Annotated in this window: 20 protein-coding genes, 1 tRNA gene and 2 pseudogenes; 12 read left to right on the forward strand and 11 right to left on the reverse strand. The window is 70.1% G+C overall.

The genetic code is table 11. The annotated features are described in order from the left end of the window. Positions 1 to 159 precede the first annotated feature (159 nt). The gene (locus OIE51_RS14830; RefSeq protein WP_326598149.1) at positions 160 to 1,563 is read right to left on the reverse strand and encodes a PP2C family protein-serine/threonine phosphatase; all 1,404 of its coding nucleotides are present in this window, start codon (positions 1,561 to 1,563) and stop codon (positions 160 to 162) included. A gap of 384 nt (positions 1,564 to 1,947) precedes the next feature. Here OIE51_RS14830 and OIE51_RS14835 point away from each other — a divergent pair, with 384 nt between their 5' ends. Then, a complete protein-coding gene (locus tag OIE51_RS14835) occupies positions 1,948 to 2,637 on the forward strand; it encodes a bifunctional DNA primase/polymerase (protein WP_326598150.1) in 690 nt (229 codons plus the stop codon). 237 nt (positions 2,638 to 2,874) lie between these two features. Here the strand turns inward: OIE51_RS14835 and OIE51_RS14840 are convergent, their stop codons facing one another. The 3 genes from OIE51_RS14840 to OIE51_RS14850 all read right to left on the reverse strand — a co-directional run bounded on the left by OIE51_RS14840 (position 2,875) and on the right by OIE51_RS14850 (position 5,280). Further along, positions 2,875 to 3,852 carry a DUF5926 family protein gene (locus OIE51_RS14840; RefSeq protein WP_326598151.1) on the reverse strand — a complete coding sequence of 326 codons (978 nt, stop codon included), beginning with the start codon at positions 3,850 to 3,852 and terminating at the stop codon, positions 2,875 to 2,877. A 49-nt stretch (positions 3,853 to 3,901) separates the two neighbouring features. Further along, positions 3,902 to 4,336, reverse strand: coding sequence for an ATP-binding protein (locus OIE51_RS14845; RefSeq protein ID WP_442811928.1), 435 nt, complete (start codon positions 4,334 to 4,336; stop codon positions 3,902 to 3,904). Positions 4,337 to 4,491: 155 nt separating this feature from the next. Further along, the gene (locus OIE51_RS14850) at positions 4,492 to 5,280 is read right to left on the reverse strand and encodes a glycerophosphodiester phosphodiesterase (protein WP_326598153.1); all 789 of its coding nucleotides are present in this window, start codon (positions 5,278 to 5,280) and stop codon (positions 4,492 to 4,494) included. A gap of 90 nt (positions 5,281 to 5,370) precedes the next feature. Here OIE51_RS14850 and OIE51_RS14855 point away from each other — a divergent pair, with 90 nt between their 5' ends. The 6 genes from OIE51_RS14855 to OIE51_RS14880 all read left to right on the forward strand — a co-directional run bounded on the left by OIE51_RS14855 (position 5,371) and on the right by OIE51_RS14880 (position 15,200). Next, positions 5,371 to 6,750 carry a S1C family serine protease gene (locus OIE51_RS14855; protein ID WP_326598154.1) on the forward strand — a complete coding sequence of 460 codons (1,380 nt, stop codon included), beginning with the start codon at positions 5,371 to 5,373 and terminating at the stop codon, positions 6,748 to 6,750. A gap of 45 nt (positions 6,751 to 6,795) precedes the next feature. Further along, positions 6,796 to 6,886 (forward strand) — tRNA-Ser (locus OIE51_RS14860). Positions 6,887 to 7,454: 568 nt separating this feature from the next. After that, positions 7,455 to 12,017, forward strand: a complete 4,563-nt coding sequence (locus OIE51_RS14865; RefSeq protein ID WP_326598155.1) for a DNA/RNA non-specific endonuclease — start codon at positions 7,455 to 7,457, stop codon at positions 12,015 to 12,017. Continuing rightward, entirely contained in the window at positions 12,014 to 12,553 is a 540-nt protein-coding gene (locus tag OIE51_RS14870; RefSeq protein WP_326598156.1) for an SMI1/KNR4 family protein, read from the forward strand. Before OIE51_RS14865 ends, OIE51_RS14870 begins: the two co-directional genes overlap by 4 nt. 953 nt (positions 12,554 to 13,506) lie before the next feature. Then, positions 13,507 to 14,667 (forward strand): polymorphic toxin-type HINT domain-containing protein, encoded by a 1,161-nt coding sequence (locus OIE51_RS14875; protein WP_326598157.1) that lies wholly within the window; start codon positions 13,507 to 13,509, stop codon positions 14,665 to 14,667. Positions 14,668 to 14,912: 245 nt separating this feature from the next. Beyond that, positions 14,913 to 15,200 (forward strand): hypothetical protein, encoded by a 288-nt coding sequence (locus OIE51_RS14880; protein ID WP_326598158.1) that lies wholly within the window; start codon positions 14,913 to 14,915, stop codon positions 15,198 to 15,200. 74 nt (positions 15,201 to 15,274) lie between these two features. Here the strand turns inward: OIE51_RS14880 and OIE51_RS14885 are convergent. Next, positions 15,275 to 15,577: pseudogene (locus tag OIE51_RS14885) on the reverse strand (alpha/beta fold hydrolase); the annotation flags it as partial. Between the two features lie 6 nt (positions 15,578 to 15,583). On the opposite strand from OIE51_RS14885, the gene OIE51_RS14890 reads away from it, so the two are divergent. Continuing rightward, complete coding sequence (locus OIE51_RS14890; RefSeq protein WP_326598159.1) at positions 15,584 to 15,976, forward strand: hypothetical protein; 393 nt, start codon at positions 15,584 to 15,586, stop codon at positions 15,974 to 15,976. Between the two features lie 273 nt (positions 15,977 to 16,249). On the opposite strand, the gene OIE51_RS14895 is transcribed toward OIE51_RS14890, so the two are convergent. Further along, positions 16,250 to 16,396: a zinc-binding dehydrogenase gene (locus tag OIE51_RS14895; protein ID WP_326598160.1), complete on the reverse strand. Its 147-nt coding sequence runs from the start codon at positions 16,394 to 16,396 to the stop codon at positions 16,250 to 16,252. A 17-nt stretch (positions 16,397 to 16,413) separates the two neighbouring features. After that, positions 16,414 to 16,659, reverse strand: a complete 246-nt coding sequence (locus tag OIE51_RS14900; RefSeq protein WP_326598161.1) for a hypothetical protein — start codon at positions 16,657 to 16,659, stop codon at positions 16,414 to 16,416. Positions 16,660 to 17,188: 529 nt separating this feature from the next. Here OIE51_RS14900 and OIE51_RS14905 point away from each other — a divergent pair. Beyond that, positions 17,189 to 18,583: an EF-hand domain-containing protein gene (locus OIE51_RS14905; RefSeq protein WP_326598162.1), complete on the forward strand. Its 1,395-nt coding sequence runs from the start codon at positions 17,189 to 17,191 to the stop codon at positions 18,581 to 18,583. A 27-nt stretch (positions 18,584 to 18,610) separates the two neighbouring features. On the opposite strand, the gene OIE51_RS14910 is transcribed toward OIE51_RS14905, so the two are convergent. Next, positions 18,611 to 19,219, reverse strand: a complete 609-nt coding sequence (locus OIE51_RS14910) for a TetR/AcrR family transcriptional regulator (protein ID WP_326598163.1) — start codon at positions 19,217 to 19,219, stop codon at positions 18,611 to 18,613. A 126-nt stretch (positions 19,220 to 19,345) separates the two neighbouring features. On the opposite strand from OIE51_RS14910, the gene OIE51_RS14915 reads away from it, so the two are divergent. Beyond that, complete coding sequence (locus OIE51_RS14915) at positions 19,346 to 20,134, forward strand: oxidoreductase (RefSeq protein WP_326598164.1); 789 nt, start codon at positions 19,346 to 19,348, stop codon at positions 20,132 to 20,134. 12 nt (positions 20,135 to 20,146) lie between these two features. Here OIE51_RS14915 and OIE51_RS14920 read toward each other — a convergent pair. Beyond that, positions 20,147 to 20,471 (reverse strand): annotated as a pseudogene (locus OIE51_RS14920) (NF041680 family putative transposase); the annotation flags it as partial. A 276-nt stretch (positions 20,472 to 20,747) separates the two neighbouring features. Here OIE51_RS14920 and OIE51_RS14925 point away from each other — a divergent pair. Continuing rightward, positions 20,748 to 21,293, forward strand: coding sequence for a dihydrofolate reductase family protein (locus OIE51_RS14925; protein WP_326600641.1), 546 nt, complete (start codon positions 20,748 to 20,750; stop codon positions 21,291 to 21,293). Here OIE51_RS14925 and OIE51_RS14930 read toward each other — a convergent pair. Both OIE51_RS14930 and OIE51_RS14935 read right to left on the reverse strand, forming a co-directional pair. Further along, the gene (locus tag OIE51_RS14930; protein ID WP_326598165.1) at positions 21,290 to 21,751 is read right to left on the reverse strand and encodes a transposase family protein; all 462 of its coding nucleotides are present in this window, start codon (positions 21,749 to 21,751) and stop codon (positions 21,290 to 21,292) included. The genes OIE51_RS14925 and OIE51_RS14930 overlap by 4 nt on opposite strands. 46 nt (positions 21,752 to 21,797) lie before the next feature. Continuing rightward, positions 21,798 to 22,571, reverse strand: a complete 774-nt coding sequence (locus OIE51_RS14935) for a putative protein N(5)-glutamine methyltransferase (protein ID WP_326598166.1) — start codon at positions 22,569 to 22,571, stop codon at positions 21,798 to 21,800. Between the two features lie 309 nt (positions 22,572 to 22,880). Here OIE51_RS14935 and OIE51_RS14940 point away from each other — a divergent pair, with 309 nt between their 5' ends. Then, complete coding sequence (locus tag OIE51_RS14940) at positions 22,881 to 24,878, forward strand: outer membrane protein assembly factor BamB family protein (RefSeq protein ID WP_442812056.1); 1,998 nt, start codon at positions 22,881 to 22,883, stop codon at positions 24,876 to 24,878. The last annotated feature ends 90 nt before the right edge of the window (positions 24,879 to 24,968 follow it).

Raw genomic sequence — 24,968 nt, forward strand, 5'->3', positions numbered from 1 at the left:
CCGGCTGACCGGTCGGGAACCGGCGCTTCCATCGTAGGTGCGAGGCCACGCCCGGGAACAGCGCCTTACCGGCTGTCACCGACGCTCACGGCACCCCGCGGCACGGCGCCGCACGGCACGGCACCCCACGGCACGGCAACGCACGGCCCCCGCGGCATCTCACAGGAAGCGGGCGGCCAGCAGCACGACGTCCTCGGCGCTGTCCGGGCCATCCGGCGCGTCGATGTCGGGCAACACGGTGTGCAGGATGTGGTCGACGAGCGCCTCGGGATCGGCCCGTTCGGCGGGCGTCGCGCTGAGCGCGGCGTCCCGGAGGCGGGCGAGCGCCAGGTCCAGCGGCTCGCCGGTGCGGTGCAGCAGTCCGTCGCTGTAGAGCAGGACCGTTTCTCCCTGCTCGACCCGCGCCTGGACGCTGGGCGCCTCCCAGCAGGCCAGCATGTTCAGCGGCGCGGACAGTGTCGTCTCGGCGAAGTCCACCCGGCCGACGCCGATCACCAGCGGCGGCGGATGCCCGGCCGAGGCCAGCACGATCCGGCGGGCGGCCGGTTCCGCGTAGCCGAACACGGCGGTGGCCGAGCGGCCCGGCTCGGTCAGCCGCAGCAGCAGCTCCAGGTCGGAGAGGACCGCGACCGGGTCCTCGCCCTCCATCACCGCGTACGCCCGCAGCCCCGCGCGCAGCCGCCCCATCGCGGCAAGCGCGGTCGGCCCGGCGTCCGAGGTGCCGCCGACGGCCAGCGCCAGGGCGCTGTCGGGCAGCGCGAGCGCGTCGTAGAAGTCGCCGCCGCCGCGCGGCCCGGTCCGGTGCCGGACGGCCAGCGCGACACCGGGGATGAACGGCAGCCGGCCGGGCAGCAGCCCCTCATGCACGGCGCGCACGGCCGCCGTGGCGCGGGTGAGCTCCAGCCGGTTGGCGATGTGCTGGGTGGCCTGCCGCAGATAGAGGGCGAGGAGGTGGCGTTGTCTCGGGTCGGGCTGGCCCGGCTCGTCGTACAGCCACACCGCCGTCCCCAGCCGGCCCGGGGCCTCGGCGGTGAGCGGAACGGCGTAGCTGGCGGCGAAGCCGAGCCGCGCCGCGACCTCGCGGTGGCGGGGATCGACCGCGTCCTCGCGGGCGATGTCGCGGTGCACCACCTCGGCCGGCTCGCCGCGCGCGTCGCGCGGCACGTCCAGGCCGCTGGGCACGGTCTCCAGGTGGCCGAGGTCGGCGCGGCCGAGGCCCAGGCCCGCGAGCCGCTCCGGGCCGAGGCCGTCGGTGGGGCGCAGGGAGACGAGGCCCCGGCGAGCGCCGACCAGGCCGGCCCCCGCGCGGAGCGTCTCGTCCAGCGCGTCGGTGAGGGAGCGGGTGCGGCCCAGCCGCTCGCTGAGGGCGTGCAGGGTGGTGAGGTCGGACATCCAGGAGGCGAGCTGGTCCTGCGTGCCGCCCGGCAGCCGGGCGCTCGGCCGGCCGCCGGGCCGCCGCTCGCGTCCGTCCGTCCGGTCGTCGTCGGCGGGCGGGGAAGTCTGCGGCACCGTGGCGAGAGGATGGTGGATTCCAGCCACTTTTGGCGGGGGCAAGGTACTCATGTGTGAGGCGAACCCCCTAGTGACGTGCGTCGCGATGGGATCATCCACGGGTATGGGTGCGCAGGCGGATGTCCAGTATTGTCCTGCCGTGATGGATGATGCCCAGGTGATCCGTGCGTTCCAGGTCCGACAGGCCGGACCTGGGCGACTTTGGCGGAAAAGAGGCGACGAGCCGCCGGGCGCACGATCGACTGGACATTCCCGGCGGCGGATCGAGCCGGGTGGGCTGGGTACATATCGGAACGGATCGTTGAGTTTGGACGACCGGCCCGAAAGCGGCCAGGCCCTGCGCGCCCGCCGCTCCTCGCCAGCGCGACCCGCTACGTACGGTGATCTGAGTTCCACGTGGTGTGACTGACCCGCGAAGGAAGGGAACAAGCGCCGATGCGCGAGATCCTCGGAGAGCGACGACGCAAGAACGGTAAGGGTGACGGCAAGAGCGACGATCGGGCCTGGGCGGTGCGCGGCGCCGCGTTGACCGTTGCCCGGCGGTGGCGGTGGCCCGTTCTGCCGGGTGCCGAGATGCGCGCGGACGGCCGCTGCGGCTGTCCGCGGACGGACTGCGCGGTGCCGGGGGCCCACCCCCTGGATCCGGGCCTGCTGGCCGCCACGACGGACGTGCGCATGGTGAGCTGGTGGTGGACGGAGCGCCCACGGGCGCCGATCGTCATGGCCACGGGGGGCCGGGCGCCGTGCGCGCTGAGCCTGCCCGCCGCGGTCGGCCCGACGGCGCTGGCCGAGCTGGACCGCGCGGGCGTCCGCGCCGGCCCGGTGGTGGCGGCGCCGACCCGGTGGCTGCTGCTGGTCGAGCCGTACGAGCTGCCCGAGCTGGGCGAGCTGCTGAGCGTGCGGAACGAGGTGCCCAGCTCCCTGCGCTTCCACGGGGTGGGCGGCTATGTGCCGCTGCCGCCCTCGCGGACGGGGGCCGGGACGGTGGACTGGGCGCGCGAGCCGCAGACGGAGCGGCGCGGCGGGCGGCGGGCGGTGGCGCTGCCACGGGCCGCCGAGCTGCTGGACGTCCTGGTGGAGGCGGGCCTCAGCGCCCCTGACCAGGGCAGCCGACTGTCCTACTGAGCCGTGGCGGGCCGCGCGGGGTCGTGTCCGGTCCGCGCGGACGCGGGCCGACCCGGGCGCGGACATGGACGGACCCGATCGCTGGCGACGGGGGATGCACCAGCGACCGGGCCCACCTCAGAAGGTAACAACTCATCGGGGATTCGCAAATCCCGCGTGCCGACCCAACGGCCTGATATGGCGTCAGACGGGGGGAGTTGTGACCGGAATCACTGCCTCCGCCCCGGTGGCGCCGCGTCAGTTCAGCGTGATCTGCCGGTTGGTGAGGCCACTGCGCGCGCGGCGCTCGTCCACGGTCAACGGCGCGGTGGCCGCCAGGGCCTCGGCCAGCCGCTCGCCGAAGGCGGTGGCCGGCTTCTCGCATTCCTCGGCGCCCATGGCGGTCGGCAGGTCCCACACCGGAACGGTCAGCCCGTGTGCCCGGAAGGAGCCCACCAGCCGGGTCCCCTCGCCCAGGCCGGCGGTGCCCGCCGCGTGCAGCCGGGCGAGCGCGTCCAGCAGGGCCTCCTCGGGGTGCGGCATCACCCAGCGCAGGTGGTTCTTCTCCGGGGTCCGGCACCAGTAGGCGGCGGTCACCCCGTCGAGCCGGGCGGTGGGGGTGACGGCGGCGTTGGCCCGTTCCAGCGAGGCGGTCACCTCGGGCGTGGCCTGCCGCGCGTCGTCCAACCAGAACTCGAAGCCCTCGTGGATCTCCGGCTCGAACGGCGCGTCCGGGTCGAGCAGGTCCTGCAGACGCGGCCCGTCCGGCGCGGTGCGCTCGGCGGCGACCGGGCTGCCGGGCGGCGCCGTCAGCGCGCGCGTGAGCACGTCGGCGAGGTCGCGGCTGAGGTCGCCGGTGGCCGTGTCGTTCTGCAGTGCGAGCAGCACGGCCCCGTCGTCGCGGCGCAGCGCGGGCCACGCCATGGGCAGCACGGTGCCCAGCGTCAGCGAGGGAACGTCCTCCGGCAGGCCGTCGCGCGGCGCCAGCCGCACGGTCGCGGCCGGTACCAGCTCACGCAGCGCCACCCAGTCGCACTCGGCGGGCAGGCCCTCGAACGGGCGGCGGACCAGCTCGGTGGCCGCCTGGGCGGCGGCCCTGCCGTGACACGCCTTGTAGCGGCGGTCCGAACCACACGGACACGGCTCCCTGGCGCCGACGACCGGGATCTCGCCGTCGGCGGTGCGCGGCGTGGCCGCGGCGCTGGTCGGAGGACGAAGGCGGCGCTTTTTGGCCATACTGGGCGGATCTCCTGCGTGCGTAAGGCGGTACGGATGTGCGGCGAGCCTAACCGCCCTGCCCGCCGAGCACCGCCCATACGGTCACCGCTCCGGTGGCCTCCGTCTCCCGCACTCCCCACGCCCGGGACAGCGTGGTGATGATCGTCAGCCCGCGTCCGCCCCGGGCGGTCACCGAGGGCGACGACGGCAGGGGCCGCGTCGGGCCGCCACCGTCCGTCACCGCGATCGTGACCGATCCATCGCCGCCCTGACTCCAGGCGGCGCGGATCTCCTGACCTTCGTCCAATGGCCGCGCGTGACGGCAGGAATTACTGAGCAACTCGGAAAGAATCAATATCGCGTCATCAACAAGCGATTCTCGCGTACCGCTTTCGCGCAATTCCGCGCGCAATCGCCGCCTCGCCATCCCCACGCCTGACGGGCCGTGGGGCACCGACATGGACGACGACGTCGGTACCTGTTGTGTGACCACCAACGCCACCCCCGAGACCTCCTTTGCCCCACGCCATGGGATTGGTGCCCTGCGCGCACACGGCGGAAACCGGACGTGCGGGATCCGTTGACGCAGTCGTAATGATCGGATACGAAGCGAATGCGCCGGGGCACGCGGTGTGAGAATTTTCCGTGATTCAGGGGTCAGTCGTGCCGCGAGAGTTGTTCACGGACCGTACGCGGACGATTGGTGATCACCGCGTCCACACCGAGTTCCGCGCACAGCTTCACGTCCGCCGGGTCGTCCACGGTCCACACGTGTACCTCGTGGCCCGCGCGGTGCGCGCGGGCCACGTACTCCGGGTCGCGGCGCAGGATGCGGATGCCGGGGCCGGCGATGCCGTTGCCCGGGGGCAGCCGTCCCGAGCGGTGACGCGGCAGCAGGAACTGCATGAGGAACACCGTCGGCACGTCCGGCGCGGCGAGGCGGACGCGGCGCAGCGAGCGTGCCGAGAAGCTCATGACCCGCACCTGGCCCGGCAGCGGGTGGCGTTCGAGCAGCCGCAGCAGCCGTTCCTCCACCTGGCCCGCCCAGCGGGTGGGGTGCTTGGTCTCGATCGCCAGGTCCACCGGGCGGCCGGCGTCGGCGACCAGTCGCAGCAGCCGTTCCAGCGTCAGCACGGTGGTGCGCTCCGGATCGGCCGAGTCCGGGGTCTCGGCCCGGTCTGCGGGCGCCTTCCACGAGCCGAAGTCCAACTCGGCGAGCTGCGCCAGCTCCAGGGCGGAGACGGCGCCGCGGCCGTTGGACGTGCGATTGACGCGGCGGTCGTGCACGCAGACCAGATGCCCGTCGGCGGTGAGCCGCACATCGCACTCCAGGCCGTCCGCGCCGTCCTCGATCGCCTTGCGGTACGCGGCCAGGCTGTGTTCCGGGGCGTCCTCGGAGGCGCCGCGGTGCGCGATGACCCGTATGGGCTTGCGGTCGGCATTCACCGCGTCATGGTGCCACGCGGGTTTATGTGCGTCTGACAGATCATGGGAAAGACTGCCCGCATACCCTGTCGTGCACCTGAGGAGAGAGTTGTGAGCACCGAGAACGAAGGCGTCGGCAAGCCCGAGGAGCCGGCCGCCGCCCCGCCGCCGGCCGCACCTCCCCTTCCGCCCACGCCGCCGGCCGGCCCGGCGGCACCGCCGACCTTTGGCCCGGCCCCGGCCCCGGCCCCGGCCCCGGCCCTTGGCCCCGGTCCGGCCCTTGGCCCCGGTCCGGCCCTTGGCCCCGGTCCGGGCCCCGCCCCCGAGCCGCCGCCGGCCCCGTGGGGCGCCTTCCCGCCCCCGCCCCCACCGCCACCGAGGAAGCGCCGCACCGGACTGCTGGTGGGTGTCGTCGCGGCGACGCTCATCGCGGGTGGCGTCGGCGGCGGCGTTGGCTATGTGGTGGCCGACAGCGACGACGACAGCGCCTCCCTCACGGTCAACCGCGACACCGACCCCGACACGGCGGCCCGCCCGCCCGAGTCGGTCGCCGGAATAGCGGAAGCCGCCCTCCCCAGTGTGGTGACCATCGAAGCCGGTAGCGGCGGCGAGGCGGGCACCGGCACCGGCTTCGTCTATGACGAAGAGGGCCACATCATGACGAACAACCACGTGGTGGCCGCCGCCGCGGACGGTGGCACGCTCCGCGCCACGTTCTCCGACGGCGAGAGCTACGAGGCGGAGGTCGTGGGCCGTGCCGAGGGGTATGACGTGGCGGTGATCAGGCTTCTGGACCTCGGCGACCGGGACCTGGAGCCCCTCCCCCTGGGGAACTCGGACCAGACCGCCGTCGGTGACGCCTCGATCGCGATCGGCGCCCCGTTCGGCCTCTCCGGCACGGTCACCACGGGCATCATCAGCGCGAAGGACCGCCCGGTCGCCTCCAGCGACGGCCAGGGCGGCAGCTCCTCCTACATGAACGCGCTCCAGACCGACGCCTCGATCAACCCCGGAAACTCGGGCGGCCCCCTGCTGAACGCGGACGGCGCGGTCATCGGGGTGAACTCGGCGATCCAGTCCACCTCCAACGGCATGGGCGAGGCCGGCAGCATCGGCCTCGGCTTCGCCATCCCGATCAACCAGGCACAGCGCGTCGCCCAGGACCTGATCGAGACCGGCGACCCGGTCTACCCGATCATCGGCGCCTCGGTCGAATCCGGCGGCACCAGCACGGCGGAGGGAGCGCGCATCGTCGAATCCGCCCCCGACGGCACCGACGAGGTCACCCCCGGCGGCCCGGCCGACGAAGCCGGCCTGCGCCCGGGCGACACGATCACCCGCTTCGGCGACCGCCTGATCGACAGCGGCCCGACCCTGATCAGCCAGATCTGGACCTACGAGCCGGGCGACACGGTGGAGATCACCTACGTTCGCGACGGCCAGGAACACACGACGGAGATCACCCTCGGCGAGCGCGTCGGCGACCAGTAACCCACCCGCTAGGCTATCCGGGTGCGCGGCCCCGGCCCCGCACCCGGAGGCGTGCCCGAGCGGCCGAAGGGAACGGTCTTGAAAACCGTCGTGAGGTAACCCCTCACCGTGGGTTCAAATCCCACCGCCTCCGCCACGGAGCAGTGAGAACGGCCCCCGACCTGGATGTTCGGCCGGGGGCCGAGCTCGTGCCCGGCTACGGTGGCTGCCCAGTGTTCCCCGTGGTTCCCCGCTCGATCGGGCACGACTGGGGCACGGACTCCTCAGCTGTCGGCCGATCGGATGCTGAGCAGCAGCCGGCCTACTGATCACCGGTCTCGCTCACCGGCGAGACTGATGAAGCCCAAGGCTCTGACTTAGTTCAGATGCTGCGGGCTTTAATCGTTGTCGGTCGGCGTCGGGTGACTGCGCACGCCCGGAGACGGCCCGGAGATCACGCCGAGGGCCTTGCTGTGGACTGTGCCTGCTACGTCAGCCGCTGGCACGCCGAACTGGAGGACTTCCCCCGCCGCCTGGCAACGAGCCTCGGCGCTGGCTCTCCCCTGCCTCCATGCAAGCCACGACGAACTGCCGGAGCGCTACGCGGCCCGGTCCGCGAACGTGACATGAGCAAACGCCTCTCCGCCTGAACAGCCTTGCGACCCTGGGGAAAACACGACTAGATTCCTGTGGGTGGTCGGGTGATCACACTGGGGGCGAGGGTGATGCGTGCTTCCGACTGGAGTCCGGTCGATATGGACTCCGACCCCACACCGGGCCGGCCGGATGAGGTCCGGGAGCTGGCGGAGGAGCTGCAGGAGTTCGCCGACGATGTCGGTGAGGCGCTGGGGAAGATCCGGGGGATGGCCTCGGACCGGGCGGTGCTGGAGTGGGCCGGACTGACGGCGGATGCGTTCCGTACCGAGTTCGACGGCGTGCCGGAGAACCTGACCAAGCTGCGGACCTCTTACGACATGGCCGCCGACGCCCTCGCACGCTACTGGCCGAAGCTGGAGAACGCTCAGGCGCTGGCCGACCGCGCGCTGGAGCGGGCGATCGCCGCGCAGGCGGATCTGCGGGCCGCGCAGGGGGAGCTGGCCGACGGCCAGGACTGGGTATCCCGCGCGGGGGAGGAGGCCGAGCGGCTGCAGGACCAGGCCGGGCGGGAGACCACCCCGGAGCCGCCTTCCGAAGCGGATGTCCGTAACGCGGTGCGGGATCACCAGGCCGCTCAGGCGGCCGCCACCGCCGCCCAGGGCAGGGTCTCCGCGGCGGAGGAGGCGTTGTCGGCCGCGCGGGAACTGGCCCGGCAGGCTCAGGAGATGCGGGAGGAAGCCGCCCGCGAGTGCGCCCGCGACATCGACGCCGCCTCCGACGCGGGTATCCACAACCGCCGCTGGTGGGAACGCGCGATCGACTGGGTCCGCGACAACTGGGACACCATCGTCGACGTCTGCAGGCTCGTCGTCGCCGTCCTGGGCGTGGTCGTGATGATCATCGGCGGCCCCCTCGCCTGGGTCGTCCTCGCCGCAGCCCTCATCGTCCTGGCGGACACCCTCGTCAAATACGCCAGAGGACAAGCGAGCCTGCTGGATGTGGCCTTCGCAGCGCTCGACTGCATCCCGGGCATGAAGGGCCTGACAACCCTCGGCGGACTCGCCCGAGGCATACGCTCGCTCGCGGCCACCGGGATGCGTGGCTTGGCGCGTGGCGCGGTCGGCGCCGGGCGACGAATGCGGCAGAACGCGGTGGAGTTCGGCCGTCGGGTTCTGTCCCGCGACCCGGTGGACCTCGCGACCGGTGAGGTTGCCATGCCGGCTGTGGACGTGGAGCTCCCCGGCATCCTGCCCCTGACGGTCGAACGCCACCACATATCGACCTACCGTTACGGTCGTTGGTTTGGCACCTCCTGGGCGTCCACCCTGGATCAGCGTCTCGTCCTCGATCCTGCCGGTGTGCGGTTGATCACGCACGATGGCATGGTCCTGGAGTATCCCGTCCCCTTCCCCGATCTCGACACCCCCGTCCTGCCGGTTGAAGGGCCGCGCTGGGGGCTGACGTGGGATGGAAACCCCGGCTCTCCGATGACCGTCCACCAGCCCGAGACCGGCCGCACTCTCCACTTCGCCCCGGTTGCCGGCCGCGCTGGCACTGAACTCCCCCTGACCAGCATCACCGACCGCAACACCAACCGCGTCGAACTGCACTACGACAAGACCGGCGCACCGTGCGAAGTGACGCACTCAGGTGGCTACCGGGTCGGCGTCACCACCGTCGGCGACCGGGTCACCGCACTGGTGCTGCTGAGCAGCCCCGACCAGCCGACGCTGTTTCGCTACGGTTACGACGAGTCCGGCAACCTCAGCGAGGTCAGCAACTCCTCCGATCAGCCCTCGCTCTTCACCTACGATGCCCAGCGCCGCATGACGGGCTGGCAGGACCGCAATGGCTACTGGTACCGATACGAGTACGACCCCGAGGGCCGCTGTGTCTTCGCCACCGGCACGGACCGAGCGTTGGAGTGGCGCTACGCGTACGATCCGGAGAGCCACCGCACGACCGTGGTCAACTCCCTCGGCGACACCACCGTTTACCAATTCAACGACAGCTTCCAACTCGTCGCCGAGACCGACCCACTGGGCAACACCACAACCAAGGAATGGGACCGCTACGACCGTGCGCTGACGATCACCGACCCGCTGGGGCGCACCACACGTTACGGGTACGACGAGGCTGGGCGCGTCGAGGCCATCACCCGCCCGGACGGCGCCGAGATCAATATCGCCCACAACGAACTGGGCCTGGTCACCGAGCTTCGTGACGCCGACGGCACCGTGTGGCAGCAGTCCTACGACGCTGCCGGCCATCGTGCCGTTCTGGTCGACCCGGCGGGCAACCGCACGCGCTACACCCACCATGCCAATGGTGGGCTCCGAACAGTCACCGACGCCCTCGGCAATACGACCCACCTCCGCGTCGATGGCGCCGGCTTGGTCACCATGGCCACCGACCCCCTCGGCGAGGCCATACGCTACGAGCGCGACGCCCTGGGCCGCACCGTCCGCATCGTCGACCCGCTCGGTGCGGAAACCCGCCTCGGCTGGACGGTTGAGGGTAAAGTCTCGCGCCGCACTGGCCCCACGGGGGCCGAAGAGGCGTGGGAGTGGGACGCGGAGGGGAACCTCCTGGCTCACACCGACGCCAACGGTGGCATCACCAGTTACTCCTACGGTCCATTCGATCTACCCGTTTCGCAGACCGGACCGGACGGCGCCCGGTACCTCTTCAGCCGGGACACGGAACTGCGCCTCACCAGCGTCACCGATCCGACGGGCCGCACTTGGAACTATGAATACGATGCGGCCGGTCATCTGACGGCTGAGCAAGACTTCGACGGGCGTGTCACCACCTACACGGTCGACGCGATCGGACAGGTCACCGCCCGAACGAACGCGGCGGGCCAATCGGTGCGACTCACTTACGACGCCTTGGGCCACGTCATCCGCAAGACCACCGCAGAAGGCGGAACGCTCAGTTATGCGCACGACGCAGCCGGGCGCGTCGTGCGCGCCGCGTCACCCGACGTGGACCTGACCCGCACCTATGACCCTCTCGGCCGTTTGATCACGGAGACGGTGAATGGCCGCACACTGACCCTGTCGCACGACGCGCTGGGGCAACTCGCCTCCCGCATCACACCGACCGCTCACACCAGCACCTGGACCTACGACCCGGTCGGACGGCCGCTTTCCCTGACCAGCGGCGATCACACCCTCGGCTTCGACCACGACCCGACAGGACGGGAGACTCGCCGCCGTATTGGCGCTTCGCTCGTCCTCACCCAGTCCTGGGATCCGGTCGGAAACCTGGCCAATCAGGTTCTCGCACATCAGCCCGCCAGCGAAGCTGCGAACTCCGGCCGGGTGCTACACCAGCGAAATTACTCGTACCGCCCCGATGGCTACCTCACCGCATGCTCCGATCCGGGGGGGAATACCCGCTACACCCTCGACATAGTGGGCCGCGTCACCGGGGTCGACTCCCCGGTCGGCAGTGAGAGTTACACCTATGATGCGCGTGGCGATCAGACCGCCGCCTCCTGGACCGCCACCGAATCGCAGCGGGAAGCGATAGGAGAACGCGTTCACCGAGGTGGCCTTCTGCTACGTTCCGGCCGGATCAGGTACGAATACGATGCCGCGGGCCGAGTTATCCTCAGGCAGAAGAAAAACCTTTCCCGGAAGCCAGACACCTGGCGATACACCTGGGACTCCGAGGACCGCCTCACCGATGTCACCGCTCCTGACGGTACTGTTTGGCGCTACCTTTATGACCCCTTCGGTCGGCGTGTGGCCAAGCAACGCCTGGGCGCCGATGGCGAGACCGTTGCCGAGGAAGTCAGCTTCACCTGGCACGACGCCATCCTGATCGAACAGAAGGCGAGCAGCGACGCCGGAGCGGACACGGTCACACATACGTGGGACTACAAGGGCTTCCAACCTGTCGCGCAGACCGAGAGGCCCCTCGAATACAGCGACCAAGCAGAGTTCGATCGTCGTTTCTTCGCTATCGTCACGGACCTGGTGGGCAGCCCAACCCACCTCGTCACCGATACCGGGGACGCGATGCGGCTACCCCACACCACCCTTTGGGGAGCTGCCACCACGGATCCTGGGGGAGCGCCTCTTACACCGCTGCGTTTCCCCGGGCAGTACGCCGATGAGGAGACCGGCTGGCACTACAACTACCAGCGCCACTACGACCCTTGCACGGCCCGTTACACCAGCCCGGATCCACTGGGACTCACTCCAGCACCCAACCCGTACACGTATCCGCACAATCCTTACCGCTGGATCGACATCCTCGGGCTCTCGCCGTACACGCCGCGCTACGGGGAACTGGACGACTTCGGTCGCGCGACGGGCGTGGAGGTCACACTCACCACGGGGAACATCGGAGGCCGAACCAGGCCGCGGGTTGACCCTGCTGGCTGGGTCAGCGGACAAGGCTATAACCGGGCCCACCTGCTCGGTGCGCAACTCGGCGGCTCCAATACCGATATTCGCAACTTCGTCACCATGCACCAATACGCGAACACGCCCATCATGCGGGGGATCGAGAACGAAGTGAGGGCGGCCGTGGAGGCGGGACAACGCGTGGATTACCGCGTGACTCCTGTGTATCGTAGCGGCAGCAGCGACCCCCTGCCCCTTGGTGTCTCCATCGAGGCCGAAGGCTCAGGTGGGTTGAATATCAATCAGACAGTTCTTAATCAGCCGAGGCCATGAACGAATCGATTCAACGACTGACTCAATTGATCCAGCCGCCTGAGCTCTCACCTCCGGGAAGGGACTGGGAAGAGATCTTCGGCGAACTGGGAACAAGGCTCCCCGTCGACTATATTTCTTTCATCGATCGGTACGGTGGTGGTCAGATTGATGACTACCTCTGGGTTCTTGAACCCCACTGCGCAAACCGGCACTACGATCTCATCACTCATCGCAGCGAACGGGCAGAGGCTTTCGAGATGCTCTGGAACAGCGGTGAACGAAAGCCGGATGAACTTTCTCTGCCCGGAGCAGATATCGTGCCGTGGGCAACCACGGACAACGGGGAGTTTCTCTACTGGCTGATCCACCCGGCCGCCCCACCGGAAGACTGGACCATTATGGTGAACGAGGCGCGCGGAGATTGGTGGGAGCACTTCCCCGTGGGATGTGTGGAATTTCTGGCGTCGACACTCAGCGGCGATGTGGCCTCGGAGATTCTCGACCCTGAATATTTTGCTGGCGGGCACGAATTTCGCCCGTCCTCTACATTCTGAGCCGGGTACATTCTGAGCCGGGTCGACCGCTTTGGCCCGGCTCAGAATGGCATCCTTCGCACATCATCGGCGGGACACCCGACCTGCTCCCCTTCAGCTGGGACCTGCAACGGTGGCGCTGGCTCATGGCGCCGTCGCGGTCTCGTCGACCCGTCGTCCTGGACCGGCGGGTCCCTGCTGGTTCAGGTTGTCGGCGGGGCCGCATCCGACGAGCCTCTTTTCGCGTCTTGTTGAGACCCGTTCTACCCGGTTCGGACAACGCCCGCCGTCACAGGCTTGGGGTTGAAGGGCCGGGGTTGGCTCCGTTTTTGCCTGGCCTGTCGGGTTGTTCGTAGGCGGCTTGCAGGCGGAGTTCGGTGGTGCGTTCGCTGGGCGGGAGTCTGTGGTGGGGCTTTGCTCGGTACGGCGGTTTTGGCTGTGGCGGGGGTGTTGATGCCGGGCACTTGGGGTGGCGTGCGGTCGGGTGGGCCGGGGCGGAACAGGCGGTGGGCGGTGGTGTCGAGGCGGGCTCGGGGGGTGTCGGTTCCGGTGAGGTGGACGGTCGTCAGCATGACGGTGGCGGGGCTTGGGTCTGGGCTTGAGCGGTGGTGTGGAAGGCGTTGGTGAGGGCGTCGAGTTGGCGGGCGGGGATCGGGTACCAGCGGGTGCGGCGGTTGAGGCCGGTGGGGCGGTGTTCGGCGGAGTCGGTGACGAGGTGGTTCTTGATCTGGGCGAGTTGGTGGGTGCGGTTTCGGCGAGGTGTTGGGCGGCGGTGAGCAGGCGGTGGAGGCCGCGGGTGAGTGGGCGGATGCCGCCGGTGTCGGCCAGGATCTCCACCGTTGGTCTGCTCTCACGGTGGGGTGTGGTGGGGTGCCACTTCTCGCCGTAGAGAAGGTGGCCGATGCGCAGGCTGAGGGTCTCGACGGCCACGGTCACCGCGTGGGGTCTGGTTCGAAAACGGCTACACCGGCTGGGTGGACTCACCGCTCTCCGCCAGCGACGAGGAGATCCTGCGCCAGGAGTGCGGCCAGGAGTGTGTCGATGAATACCGGCAGGCCCTCGCGAACTCCAATGCCGACGTCGTCGACTGGCTGGCCGACAACGGCCTCGACATCCTCCTCGAAGTCATCGGCGTCAACGACGTCCGCCGCTGCTTCGGCGACGGTGACGTCGAAAGCTGCCTCTGGACCCTGGTCGATGTAGGCAGCCTGGTCGTCGCGGTCGGCAAGCTGCCCGCCGTCAGCCGGGCCATCGCCCGCGTCTCCTCCGAAATCCCGGCCTTCTTCCGCCTGGTCGACGTCGGCAAGGACACCGTCGAGCGCCTGCGCCGCGTCATCGACGCAGCCCGGCTGGCGCCCTGCAACAGCTTCCTCCCCGGCACCGGCGTGGTCATGGCCGACGGCACCATCCGCGCCATCGAGGACGTGCGGATCGGGGACCTCGTGCTGGCCACCGACCCGGAGACCGGTCAGACCGCCCCCCGGCGGGTGACGCGGGAGATTGTCGGGGATGGCGAGAAGAACCTGGTCGACATCACCATCACCTCCGACGGCACCCGCGAGACGATCACGGCGACCGCGAGCCACCCGTTCTGGGTCCCCGCCCTAGACACATGGGTCGACGCCGACGACCTGCGCTCCGGGCAGTGGCTGCGCACCAGCGCCGGCACCCGCGTGCAGATCACCGCGATCGAACACCACACGCGGCAGGCCACCGTCCACAACCTCACCGTCGACGGATTCCATACCTTCTACGTCGCCGCCGCGGGCACGGACGTCCTCGTCCACAACAGCACCGGCTGCATACCTGAACTGGCCGACTGGGCGAACCGCTACTACCAGGTCGGCTCCCACGGCCAAGCGATCACTCTCACCACGGAACGAATGAATCACATCCTGATCCGCCACCATCCCCGCTACTGGAACGGTTCGAGAGCCGACACGCAGACGTTCTTCCGTGAAGACATGACCATCGCCGATGTCGAGCACGTCATCGCCGCAACCGTCAACCAGAATCGCGCGGCCATCGCGGAACTCGGCAATGCGGTCGGTGGGTTCATTGGCGTGGTGGACGGCATCCGCTACCGGGTCAAACTGGATGCTGGCCGGATCGTGCAGGTCTATCCGCCGGCATGACGGAACACAAAGAACCCGGGCGGCCAACCGCCGATCCCGGCCTGGGGAAGGAAGCTGAAGTGGGCAGCAGGCAGCCGTCTTTGCCGACAGGGGTGACAGGCTTCTGGCGCGACGGTGAGCCCGCGCTTTCGAGAACGGATCTGCGGCCCTTCAAGGCTGCTAGCCACGCCGCGGCCCGGGGGGCTCAGCTCAAGGTCTCGGACCTGGCACCGTCCTGGGGGTGCGAGAAGTACCACATGGTCTTCATGACCTCTGTGTCCGGCGAACGCGTCGCCGTGCTGTGCCACCGCCACGTGCCGTGGGTGGCGTTCGCTGTGCCCACGGAGGCCGCCGCGTCGCGACCGCGGTACCTGTCACCGCCCACCTGGGCGGACCACTTCAGCTGGGCTGGTTTCACGGTGCTGGCGCCGGAGTTCCTGGACGCGCCGGCTTCCGAGGCCGATCTGTCGGCGCTCCGCCCAGTGGAGCACGAGCAGGTCTCGTGCTGGAAACCAGCGACCATCGGCGACATCGTCTTCAACGACTGGGATTGACGTCCCCCGTCTGGACGCAGGCAGCGCGTCAGGGCCTTCGGTGGGTTCGGCCGACATCGGCCCGTTCGGGGCGATCATCGCTTCAGCAGGTTCAGGATCAGCGTGGCGATATCTTCCGGAGCCTCCTCGGCCATGAAGTGGCCCGCCTGGGTGGTGAAGTGCTGGAAGTCGGTGGCCCACGGTCGCCAGATCGCGGTGGCATCAAACCCCAACTGCCGGCCCCAGTCCTGCTGGACGACCGTCACCGGCATGGTGAGCCGGTTGCCGGCGTCGAGGTCGGCTTGGTCATGTTCGATGTCGACGGTCGCGGTGGCGCGATAGTCGGCGACGATCGACGGAACGGCGTCTCGGCATGCGCGAAGGTACTCGGCGCGCACGCCGGCATGTCCGGCGTAGAAGTCGGCATTTTCCCGCTCGCGCTCCTCTCACTCCGCCTGCGGCACCGACGTCCCGCGCCAACGGACCCCAACCTCGACTGGGGCCCCTACCGTCCCTGGGTCCAGCCCCTCCTCGACATCGCCCGCGGCAACCTCCCAGCGGCCCGCCACGCCGCCGCCACCCTGCCCCCACCCCCTGCCGACCACCTGTATGACTCACTCTGGGCCGTCAACGCACACACAGCGATCCTGCTCCAAGACCAATCACTCGCCACACAAGCGCACAACGCCCTCTCCCCCCTGCGCGGCGAGACCGCGGGCGGAACAACCGCCATGATCACCTTCGGCACCGTCAACGACATCCTCGCCACCCTCGATCAGCACCTCGATCGGCGATGACCCCACGCCTCGAACCGAGTCCTCGCACTGTCTCGCGTCAACAACGTCCGACCCCGCGACATCCAGGACTCGGGGTCTTCAGGCGAGCTCATCCGCATGCCGGAGGGCGGCTGCCGGCCCCGGCTGCTGGCCCCCGGCGGCTGCGTCCGGGCGCCTCGCGCGGACTTCGCGGCTGTGGAGAATCGCCGGCCGCGCATGGCCGCCGGTCATCTCCAGCGCGACGTGTACGGGGCCGCGGGCGGCCTCGGCGATCTCTTCGGTGAGGCTGGTCGATCAGGAGTCCGTCACCGCATCGGCGCCGAGGTCACAGGCGAGCTGGCGCTTCTCCTCCGTGCCGGCCAGCGCGATGACCTCGGCTCCGGCCTGTTGGGCCAACTGGACGGCGAGCGAGCCGACTCCACCCGCGGCGGCGGGGATCACGACCGTCTGTCGCGACTTCAGTTCGGCGGAGGTGGAGAGGAGGTCCCAGGCTGACTGGCCCTGGGAGCCAGGCTGATGGCCTGCTCGTCGGTGATGTCCTCCGGCACGGCCCACGCCGTGCGGCGGTGAACGAGGGCCTTCTCGGCATACCCTCCGCCCCGGGTGAGCCCGACGAAGCGCCGCCCGCCGTCGGTGGTGCCGATCACCTCGTTGCCGGGGATGCAGGGGAGTCCCACCGGGCTGAGGTAGGTACTGTTCCGCACGTGCGTGTCCGCGTAGTTCACGCCGGCTCGGCTGACGTCGATCAGCCGATCAGTCGATCACATGGTGAGCGGGACGCGGCTGTGAATCCGGGACCTCGGTCGGTTGAAGTACCTCGGGCCCGCCGAACTCCTTCATGGTCGATGCCGAGTGCGGCCAGGTGTCCCGGCGCCCGTGACGAGGCGCCCGGGACGAGCTGCCGCTGGACAAGGAAGCGGAGGCCAGACGGTAGACGGCGTCGACGTGCGCCTGCGTGACTTGCGGCGAGTCTCTTGGACCTGAATCCGGCCTTGTGAGCTGGTCTCATCCGGTGAGTCCGCGGTAGTGGATCAGGGTGCAGGCGATGGTGGTGCGGGCGAGGAAATGCTCCGGGCGCCCGGAGCAGGACTGAAGGGCGCCGAGACGCGCGGAATCATCCGAACGGGTGGTTTGAGCTGGGGGATATCACCTGGATGGCCGGGCGGGCGCTTGAGTTGGTCCGCGCGTGTGGCGGCCAACCCGGGCGCCGCGTTCGTGTCTCCTGGAGGGTTTATGACGGCCAGCCAGCCAGTCCGCTCCGACTCCCTGTTTCGGCACACCCTCGCGGAGCGACGCATTGCCCTGGTCGCCTGGCGGCTGCTGACACTGCAGGTCGCGCATCCTGTCGTCGCGGCGGGCATGGGGGATTGGTCCACGTACCGGGCGCACCCGTGGCGACGGGTCCAGCACACCATGGACAGCGGACGCCGCCTGTTCTTCCACGACCGAGACGCATTGCGCCGCGAGGTCGTCCGCCTGGAGCGCACACACCGCCGCATCCGCGGCACCGACCCGGCCGGTCGGGCGTACACGGCCGAGGACCCGGAGGTCCGCATCTGGGTGCTCGTGACGCTCTATGAGGCGTTGACTGCGTTGCGCGCACTGTCCGACGATCCCTTCACGCCCGCCGAACTCGACCGGCTCTACACCGAGTTCCGCGACGTATGCGGGGAATTCGGCCTGCCGGACGAGCTGTGGCCGGCGACCGCCGCGGACGTTCCCGGATACATGGACCGCACCATCCGCGAACGCCTTGAGGACAGCCCGGAGTTCCGGTACATGCTGTCCGGCGTCCTGCGCGCGGCGCCCCGTCCCGGGCGCCTGTGGTTCGTGGGGCCCTCCTGGCCGGTGCTGCGCGTGCTGATCGCCCGCATGGTGACCACGCTGACCGTCGCGGACCTGCCACCCGCTCTCCGGGAGCGGTTCGGGCTGCGCAGCGGTCGGGGCGCCGCCCTGCTGTCCTGGGCCGTGCACCGCGGGGCCCGCCACGTCATGACCCGGCTGCCGCACCGGTGGCGGTTCCGCCTGCCGGTGACCGCCGCGACGCCTGCGGCCACGCGTTCACGCGGGTCCCGCCGCACGCGCCGGCGCGACACCCGCCCGGTCCGCCTCGACACGTTCTTCCGGCAGGTCCTTGATCAGACCGGAGACGGCTTCATCGGTGTCGCCGATCTGCGTGCCATGGCGCACAACGTCTGCTGGCCGTTGGAGCTGTCGGACGAACGCGAGGCCGAGGTCCACGCCGCCTTCGACATATGGTGGCGGCACTTGGAGGAGACCATGGACACCGACGGTGACGGGCGGATCGGCCGGGAGGAGTTCGTGGCAGCCGCGATGGCCGGTGTCGACCGGGACCCCGACCATCTCGCCAAGGGTCTGCACGTGGCGGTCCGGGCGATGTTCCGTGCCGCGGACACCGATGGCGGTGGCCACCTGTGCGCCGATGAGTACCGCACGCTGTTCGGCGGTTCCCGGGTTCACCCGGCCGAACTCAACCAGGGATTCCGCGAGTTGGACGCCGACGGCGACGGCCGGATCACCGAGGAGGAGTTCGTCCATGCCTTCACGGACTACTTCACCGCTCGCACCGCTACCGCCCCGGGCACCCACATGTTCGGCCGACCCTGAGCTTGTCTTGTAACGTCCGGTGGGCGGTCAGGGGCTCGGCTTCGCGGTGTCGGCGGGTGGGCCAACGCCGTGCAGCAGCGTGTCGACCACGCGTGCGGCGAGTCCTTCCACGTCGCTGTCACTGTCCGGTCGTTCTTGGGAAGCTTCGTGGATCAGGGCGTAGTAGACGCGCCGTACCCACCCCAGATCGCTGTCTGGGGCAAGCACGCCTGCCTCCCGTGCCCGCCGGAAGAGGTGGTCGCACTGAGCGAGCACATCGTCGTGCACCCGTGCCACTTCGGGGTCCTCTGGTGTCGTTCCACTCATCGCGAACCCCCAGCCGGTCTTGACTCGGAGAACGTTGGCGGTCACCTGGTGAAGGGCGACGGCCGGCGGGGCGGTATCGGGGCGGGCTGCTTGGACGGCTTCGTGGAACTGTCGGGTCGCCCACGCGCTCAGCGCGGACACGAGTGCTTCCCGTGAGACGAAACGGCGGTGCACGGTGGTCCTGGCGACGCCCGCGGCCTCCGCGATCTGTTCCATCGTCGCCGCCGGGTTGGAGCCCAGTACCCGCTCGGCGGCTTCCAGGATCGCCCGGACGGTGCGTTCGGCATCGGCCCGCAGCGGCCGCTCCTGCCCCTGTCCCCGGCTGTTCATGAGCCTCCCTCGCGACGACGCCAAGGATACAGAGACGTCGCCACCCAGCCATTACTTGCAACAGCTGAGATGCATCTCCTAGGTTAGTCGCGTCACACTTGATGCAACTGCTGACGGAGCTCACTCATGGATCTGCAATTGGACGGCAAGACCGCAGTCGTGACCGGCGCGAGCCGAGGCATCGGACTCGCGACCGTCGCTGCCCTGACGGAAGAAGGCATGCGCGTAGTGGCGGCGGCGCGGACCGTCACCCCGGAACTGAAGGACACCGGGGCAGTCACCGTGGCCGTGGACCTGTCCACGCCTGACGGCCCGTCCCAGCTCATTGATCAGGCCACGGCCCAACTGGGCACGCTCGACCTGCTGGTCAACAACGTCGGCGGCGGGGACAGCGGGGAAAGCCAGACCAGCGGCTTCCTGGCCTTCACCGACCGGCAGTGGAACGAAGCGCTCGGCCTGAACCTTCTCGCCGCTGTCCGCACGACCCGCACCGCGCTCCCCAGCCTGCTCCCCAAGCGCGGAGCCATCGTGAACATCTCGTCCAACGGCGCCCGGATGCCGCACGCCGGCCCCACGCCGTACACCACCGCCAAGGCGGCGCTCACCGCCTTCGGCAAAGCCCTCTCCGAGGAGTTCGGCGCTCAAGGGATCCGGGTCAACACGGTCTCCCCCGGTCCCGTCCGCACCGCGATGTGGGAAAGCCCCGACGGCTACGGGGCGGAACTGGCCGCCGCCATGGGTCTGGAGCACGAACAACTCCTGGCGCGGCTCCCCGCGGCCGCGGGGATGACCACCGGCCGCTTCGTTGAACCCTCCGAGGTAGCGGCACTCGTGACCTATCTCGCCTCGCCTCTTGCCGGCAGCATCACTGGCGCAGACCACATCATCGACGGAGGTGCCATCAAGACCGTGTGAGCCCGTAGCTTTCGTCGAGCGACGGGAGTTGGTGCCCTTCTTGTGGTGGGCGGGGCGGCTGTATGCCTCACCGGTCACCAGGACCCGGCCCACGTCGTGGCGGGTGGCCGGGTGTCGGTTCTTCGAGCCGGGCGGGCGGCCGGGACCGGGTCGGGAGGGTTTGGGTGCGCCGGCCGGTGAGCCGGTCCTCGTCCACAGGTTCGTGAACTCCCTCCGGACCCGAGCGGGCGTCAGTCTGTTCGGTGGAACCGGTCTCTCCCAGGGCCTGCGGAGGTTCAGTGGTCAACGGGTGGGCAAGCCGAAGCCGGGCATGGGCGGCTGTCAGTGGCCATGTCCAACTCCCCACTGGCGGCCAGTTGGTGGGGCGTTATCCGGCCGTGGCAGGGATACGTTGGGTAACGATGGTGATGACCACGGTGCGTCAAGTCGTCCTGCCTGCCGACGCGCGTTTCAGCCTTCGGACACCGGCCAACGGGGATGTTGGTGGAGGATGGATGCGTGATCGGTGACCGGTGGGGTGTGAGCGACAGCGAGATCTTGCGCTCATACCCATGCGACGACTTCGTCACCTCACCCGCGCTGCAGGCGTGGCGGGGCGTGGGGGTCGAGGCGCCTGACTCGGCCCAGGGGATCCCGCGAGCCGCGATGGCCGGAGGGCGACTTCGGCTGGACGGCGCCCGACGAGGAGGTCTTTCGTTTCTGGATCGACGAGATCCGGGAGGTCGGCGTTCACCTGCTGGGCCGACGGCTGTACGAGACGATGCTGTACTGGGAGACCGCCGACCAGGATCGATCGCTCGACGACTCCGAGCGCGAGTGGACCGCGCTCTGGAAGCCGTTGCCGAAGGTGGTGTTCTCGACCACGCTGTCGGCGGTGCGGGGCCATGCCCGCCTGGCCTCCGGCGGCCTGGCGGAGGAGATCGAGCGGTTGCGGGCCGAGCCGGGGGAGGGCGAGATCGCGATCGGCGGCGCGACCCTCGCCGCCGAGGCGGCCGCGTTGGGTCTGATCGACGAGTACCGGACCATGGTCTACCCGGTGCTGGTCGGCGGCGGCATCCCGTTCTTTCCCCAGCGCGAGTGCCGAGTGGATCTCGAACTCGTCGAGACCCGCCCCTTCAGCTCGAAAGTCGTCTACCTCCGCTACCGCGTGGCGCGTTAGCCGGCTCGTCCGCTGAGCCCTGGGAAGAACGGGCCAGTCAGTGACGTGTTCTCCATGAAGATCACTTCCCGTGTCTGTTGAGGATGAGGGGCGGCGCGGGTGATGTCGCCGGTTCGGCTTGGGCTGAGGGTGACATGTTGCCGGGTGCCCCGGCGTTGTCTGAGTGCGGCGGCGGTGCGTTCGCCCAGGGCGCGGACGTTTCGGATCAGGGCGTTCGTTGGGTGGGTGTCGGCGTGCGGGGCCTGCTCGGACTGGCCCTCGGGACGGCGGACGGGGACCCGGATACCGATGCCCGCACCGATATGGCCGTTGCCCGCCGAAGTCGGCATTCTCTCGGCGGCTGCCTTGTCCAGCGCGGGTAGCGCGTGGCGGCGGGCGGCGGTGATATCGGGGGTGGAACCGGGCTCGACGTCGGAGACCCACAACGGGGTGCCGTCCGGGGCGGACAGGAACCGCACGTTGCCGCCGAACGCCTTGTGCTTCTTGCTGAACCACAGGTCGTGCTCACGCGACCGGCCTCGTGGCGACCGCGACCGTGGCGCAGCGGTCCTCGCACGTGGCCAGGCCGGGGAGCAGGCCGGCCTCCGTGATGATCCTGAGAGCTTCGGGGGCCTGGGTTCCGCTCGTCTCCGTCAGGAGGTGGCCGCCCGGGGCGAGCCATGAGTCGGCTTCCGCCGTGACCCGGCGCAGCAGGGACAGGCCGTCCGGGCCGCCGTCGAGGGCTGTACGGGGTTCGTGGTGGCGGGCCTCGGCGGGGAGGAGGGGGATCTCGGCGGTCGGGACGTACGGGACGTTGGCCACCAGGATGTCGATCCGGCCGCGCAGGGCCGGGGGAAGCGGGGCGTAGAGGTCGCCCTCGTGGACGTGGCCGCCCGTGGCGGCGAGGTTGCGGCGGGCGCACGCGACCGCAGCCGGGTCGATGTCGGCCGCGTGCAGTTCGGCTCCGGGCAGCGTCGCGAGCAGTGCCGCGCCGACCGCGCCCGAGCCGCAGCACAGGTCCAGGATCACGGGGCGTGGCGGCGCCAGGGCGGCGGCCCGCTCGGTGAGGAACTCGGTGCGGCGGCGGGGGACGAAGACCCCGGGGTCCACGGCCACCCGCAGGCCGTGGAACTCGGCCCAGCCCAGGACGTGTTCGAGGGGGAGACCGGAGACACGCCGACCCACCATGGCGGCGAGCTCGGACGGGGTGCGCGCTTCGGCGGTGAGGAGATGGGCCTCGTCCTCGGCGAAGACGCAGCCGGCGGCGCGGAGTTCGGCGACGATGTCGAAGAAGGACATCAGAGGGGAGCCTTTCGGGTGATACCTGGTGCTCCCCGGCCGCCTACGCGCGGCGCGTCGAGGGAGCCCGATCCGGACTGCTGCTGCTGGTAATCGGTCTCACCTCCTCCGTGCGCGTGCGAGTCACCCTACCCGAGCGGGGCCGGGCACCGCGGGCGGCGTCGATCCTGATCGCGTCGCTCCCTATGGTTTTTCCATTGGCGAGGGGCGGGAAAGGGAGTCGGGGTGGAGGCATTCAGGGCGTTGCAGCCGGGAGATCCTTCGCACGTGGGCCGTTATCGGGTCATCGCGCGGCTGGGCGCCGGGGGGATGGGGCGGGTTTATCTGGGACGATCGCCCGGGGGCCGGTGGGTGGCCGTCAAGGTGGTGCACCCGGAGCTGGCGGAGAACGCCGAGTTCAGGCGGCGGTTCGCTCGGGAGGTGAGTGCGGCCCGGCGCGTCAACGGGTTCTTCACCGCGGGCGTCGTGGACGCCGATCCGAACGGTATTCCGGCGTGGCTGGCGACGGCATATGTGGCCGGGATATCTCTCGGGGACGCGGTGGCCGCGCACGGGCCCTGGCCGCCGGATTCCGTTCAGGTACTGGGGGCGGGGCTGGCCGAGGCGCTGGAGGCCATTCATCTCGTGGGTGTCGTGCACCGCGATCTGAAGCCGTCCAACGTGCTGCTGGCGGCGGACGGGCCGCGCGTCATCGACTTCGGTGTGTCCGTGGCCGGCGAGGCCAGCATGCTGACGCAGGCGGGTATGACGGTCGGCACGCCCGGGTTCATCAGTCCCGAGCAGCTCACCGGCAAGCCGGTCGGCACGCCGGCCGACGTCTTCGCGCTCGGCGCCGTGCTCGCCTACGCGGCGACGGGCAGCGGGCCGTTCGGCATCGGGTCGGCCCACATCCTCAACTACCGTGCCGTCTACGAGGATCCGGTGCTGGACGCGCTGCCGCCCATGCTGCGTACGCTGGTCGGTCCCTGCCTGGCCAAGGACCCGGCCCAACGGCCCGGCCTGCCCGCGCTGTTGGACCAGCTCACCGGTATGGCCGACAAGGCGCTCGACACCGCGCGGGTGTTCGCCGAGACCGACTGGCTTCCCCCGCCCGTGGCACGGGATCTCCACGTCCGGACGAGCGCTCCCCTGCCGCCCGTTCCGCTGGACGGGTCCGGCACCGAGGAGAGCGGGCGGAACGTCTTCTCCTTCGGCCCGGACGACCCCACCACGCGGGAGCGGCGCCCGGTCCGCCGGCGGGCCGTGCTGGGGCTTGTGGGCGGAACGGCGGCCGTGGCCGCCGCCGCGGGCGCGGGGCTCGCCGCCGGCTGGTGGGGGGTGGGGGAGGGCCCGGGCAACGCCGAGCCGGGCGAACGGCGTTGGGCCTTCGCCACCGGGGACGCCGTGGTCTCCTCCCCGGCCGTGGTGAACGGGACCGTGTACGTGGGGAGCCTGGACGGCAGCCTCTACGCGCTGAACGCCGGGAACGGCGAGCGGCGTTGGGCCTTCGCCACCGAGGAACGGGTGCTGTCATCGCCGGTCGTGGCCGACGGCGTGGTGTTTGTGGGCAGTCTGGACGGGCGGTTGTACGCGCTGGACGCGGAAAGCGGGGAACGGCGCTGGGAGTTCCGCACGGATGACGCCGTGCTGTCCTCGCCCGCGGTCGACGGCGGCACCGTCTACGTCGGCAGCGGTGACGGCGGCCTCTACGCGGTGGACGCCCGCAACGGCGAGCGGCGCTGGCGGTTCGCCACCGGGGATGTCGTGGACTCCTCCCCGGCCGTGGTGGGCGGAATCGTCTACGTCGGGAGCCTGGACGGCGTCCTGTACGCGGTGGACGGCGAAACCGGCGAGCGGCGCTGGGAGTTCGACACCGAGGGCGACGTCTTCTCCTCGCCCGCCGTCGTGGGCGGCGTCGCGTATGTCGGCAGCGCGGACGCGCGTCTGTACGCGGTGGACGCGGCCACGGGCGCGCGGCGCTGGGCGTTCGCCGCCGATGCCCGGGTGTTCTCCTCGCCCGCCGTCGTCGGTGAGACGGTCTACGTCGGCAGCGACGACAGCCGGCTGTACGCGGTCGACACGGCGACCGGCACCCGCCGCTGGTCGTTCCCCCTCACCGACACGGCGGGCATCTCCTCGCCGGCCGTCGTCCACGGTGTCGCGTATGTCGGTAGCGCGGACGGCAATCTGTACGCTGTGGACGCCGCCACCGGCGAGTACCGCTGGACGTTCTCCACCGACGCCTCGGTCCGCTCGTCGCCGGCGGTCGCCGGTGGCATCGTCTACGTGGGGAGTGACGACGGCCATCTGTACGCGGTGCAGGAGTAGCCGCGGTCGGCCGCGCCGGATCGACCGGCCGACCGCGTCGTGTCACGTTTATGGCGATCGGCGATCTTTTCCGTAATGGATAGGCTCCTT

The organism is Streptomyces sp. NBC_01803 (genome assembly GCF_035917415.1).
Classification (GTDB): domain Bacteria; phylum Actinomycetota; class Actinomycetes; order Streptomycetales; family Streptomycetaceae; genus Streptomyces.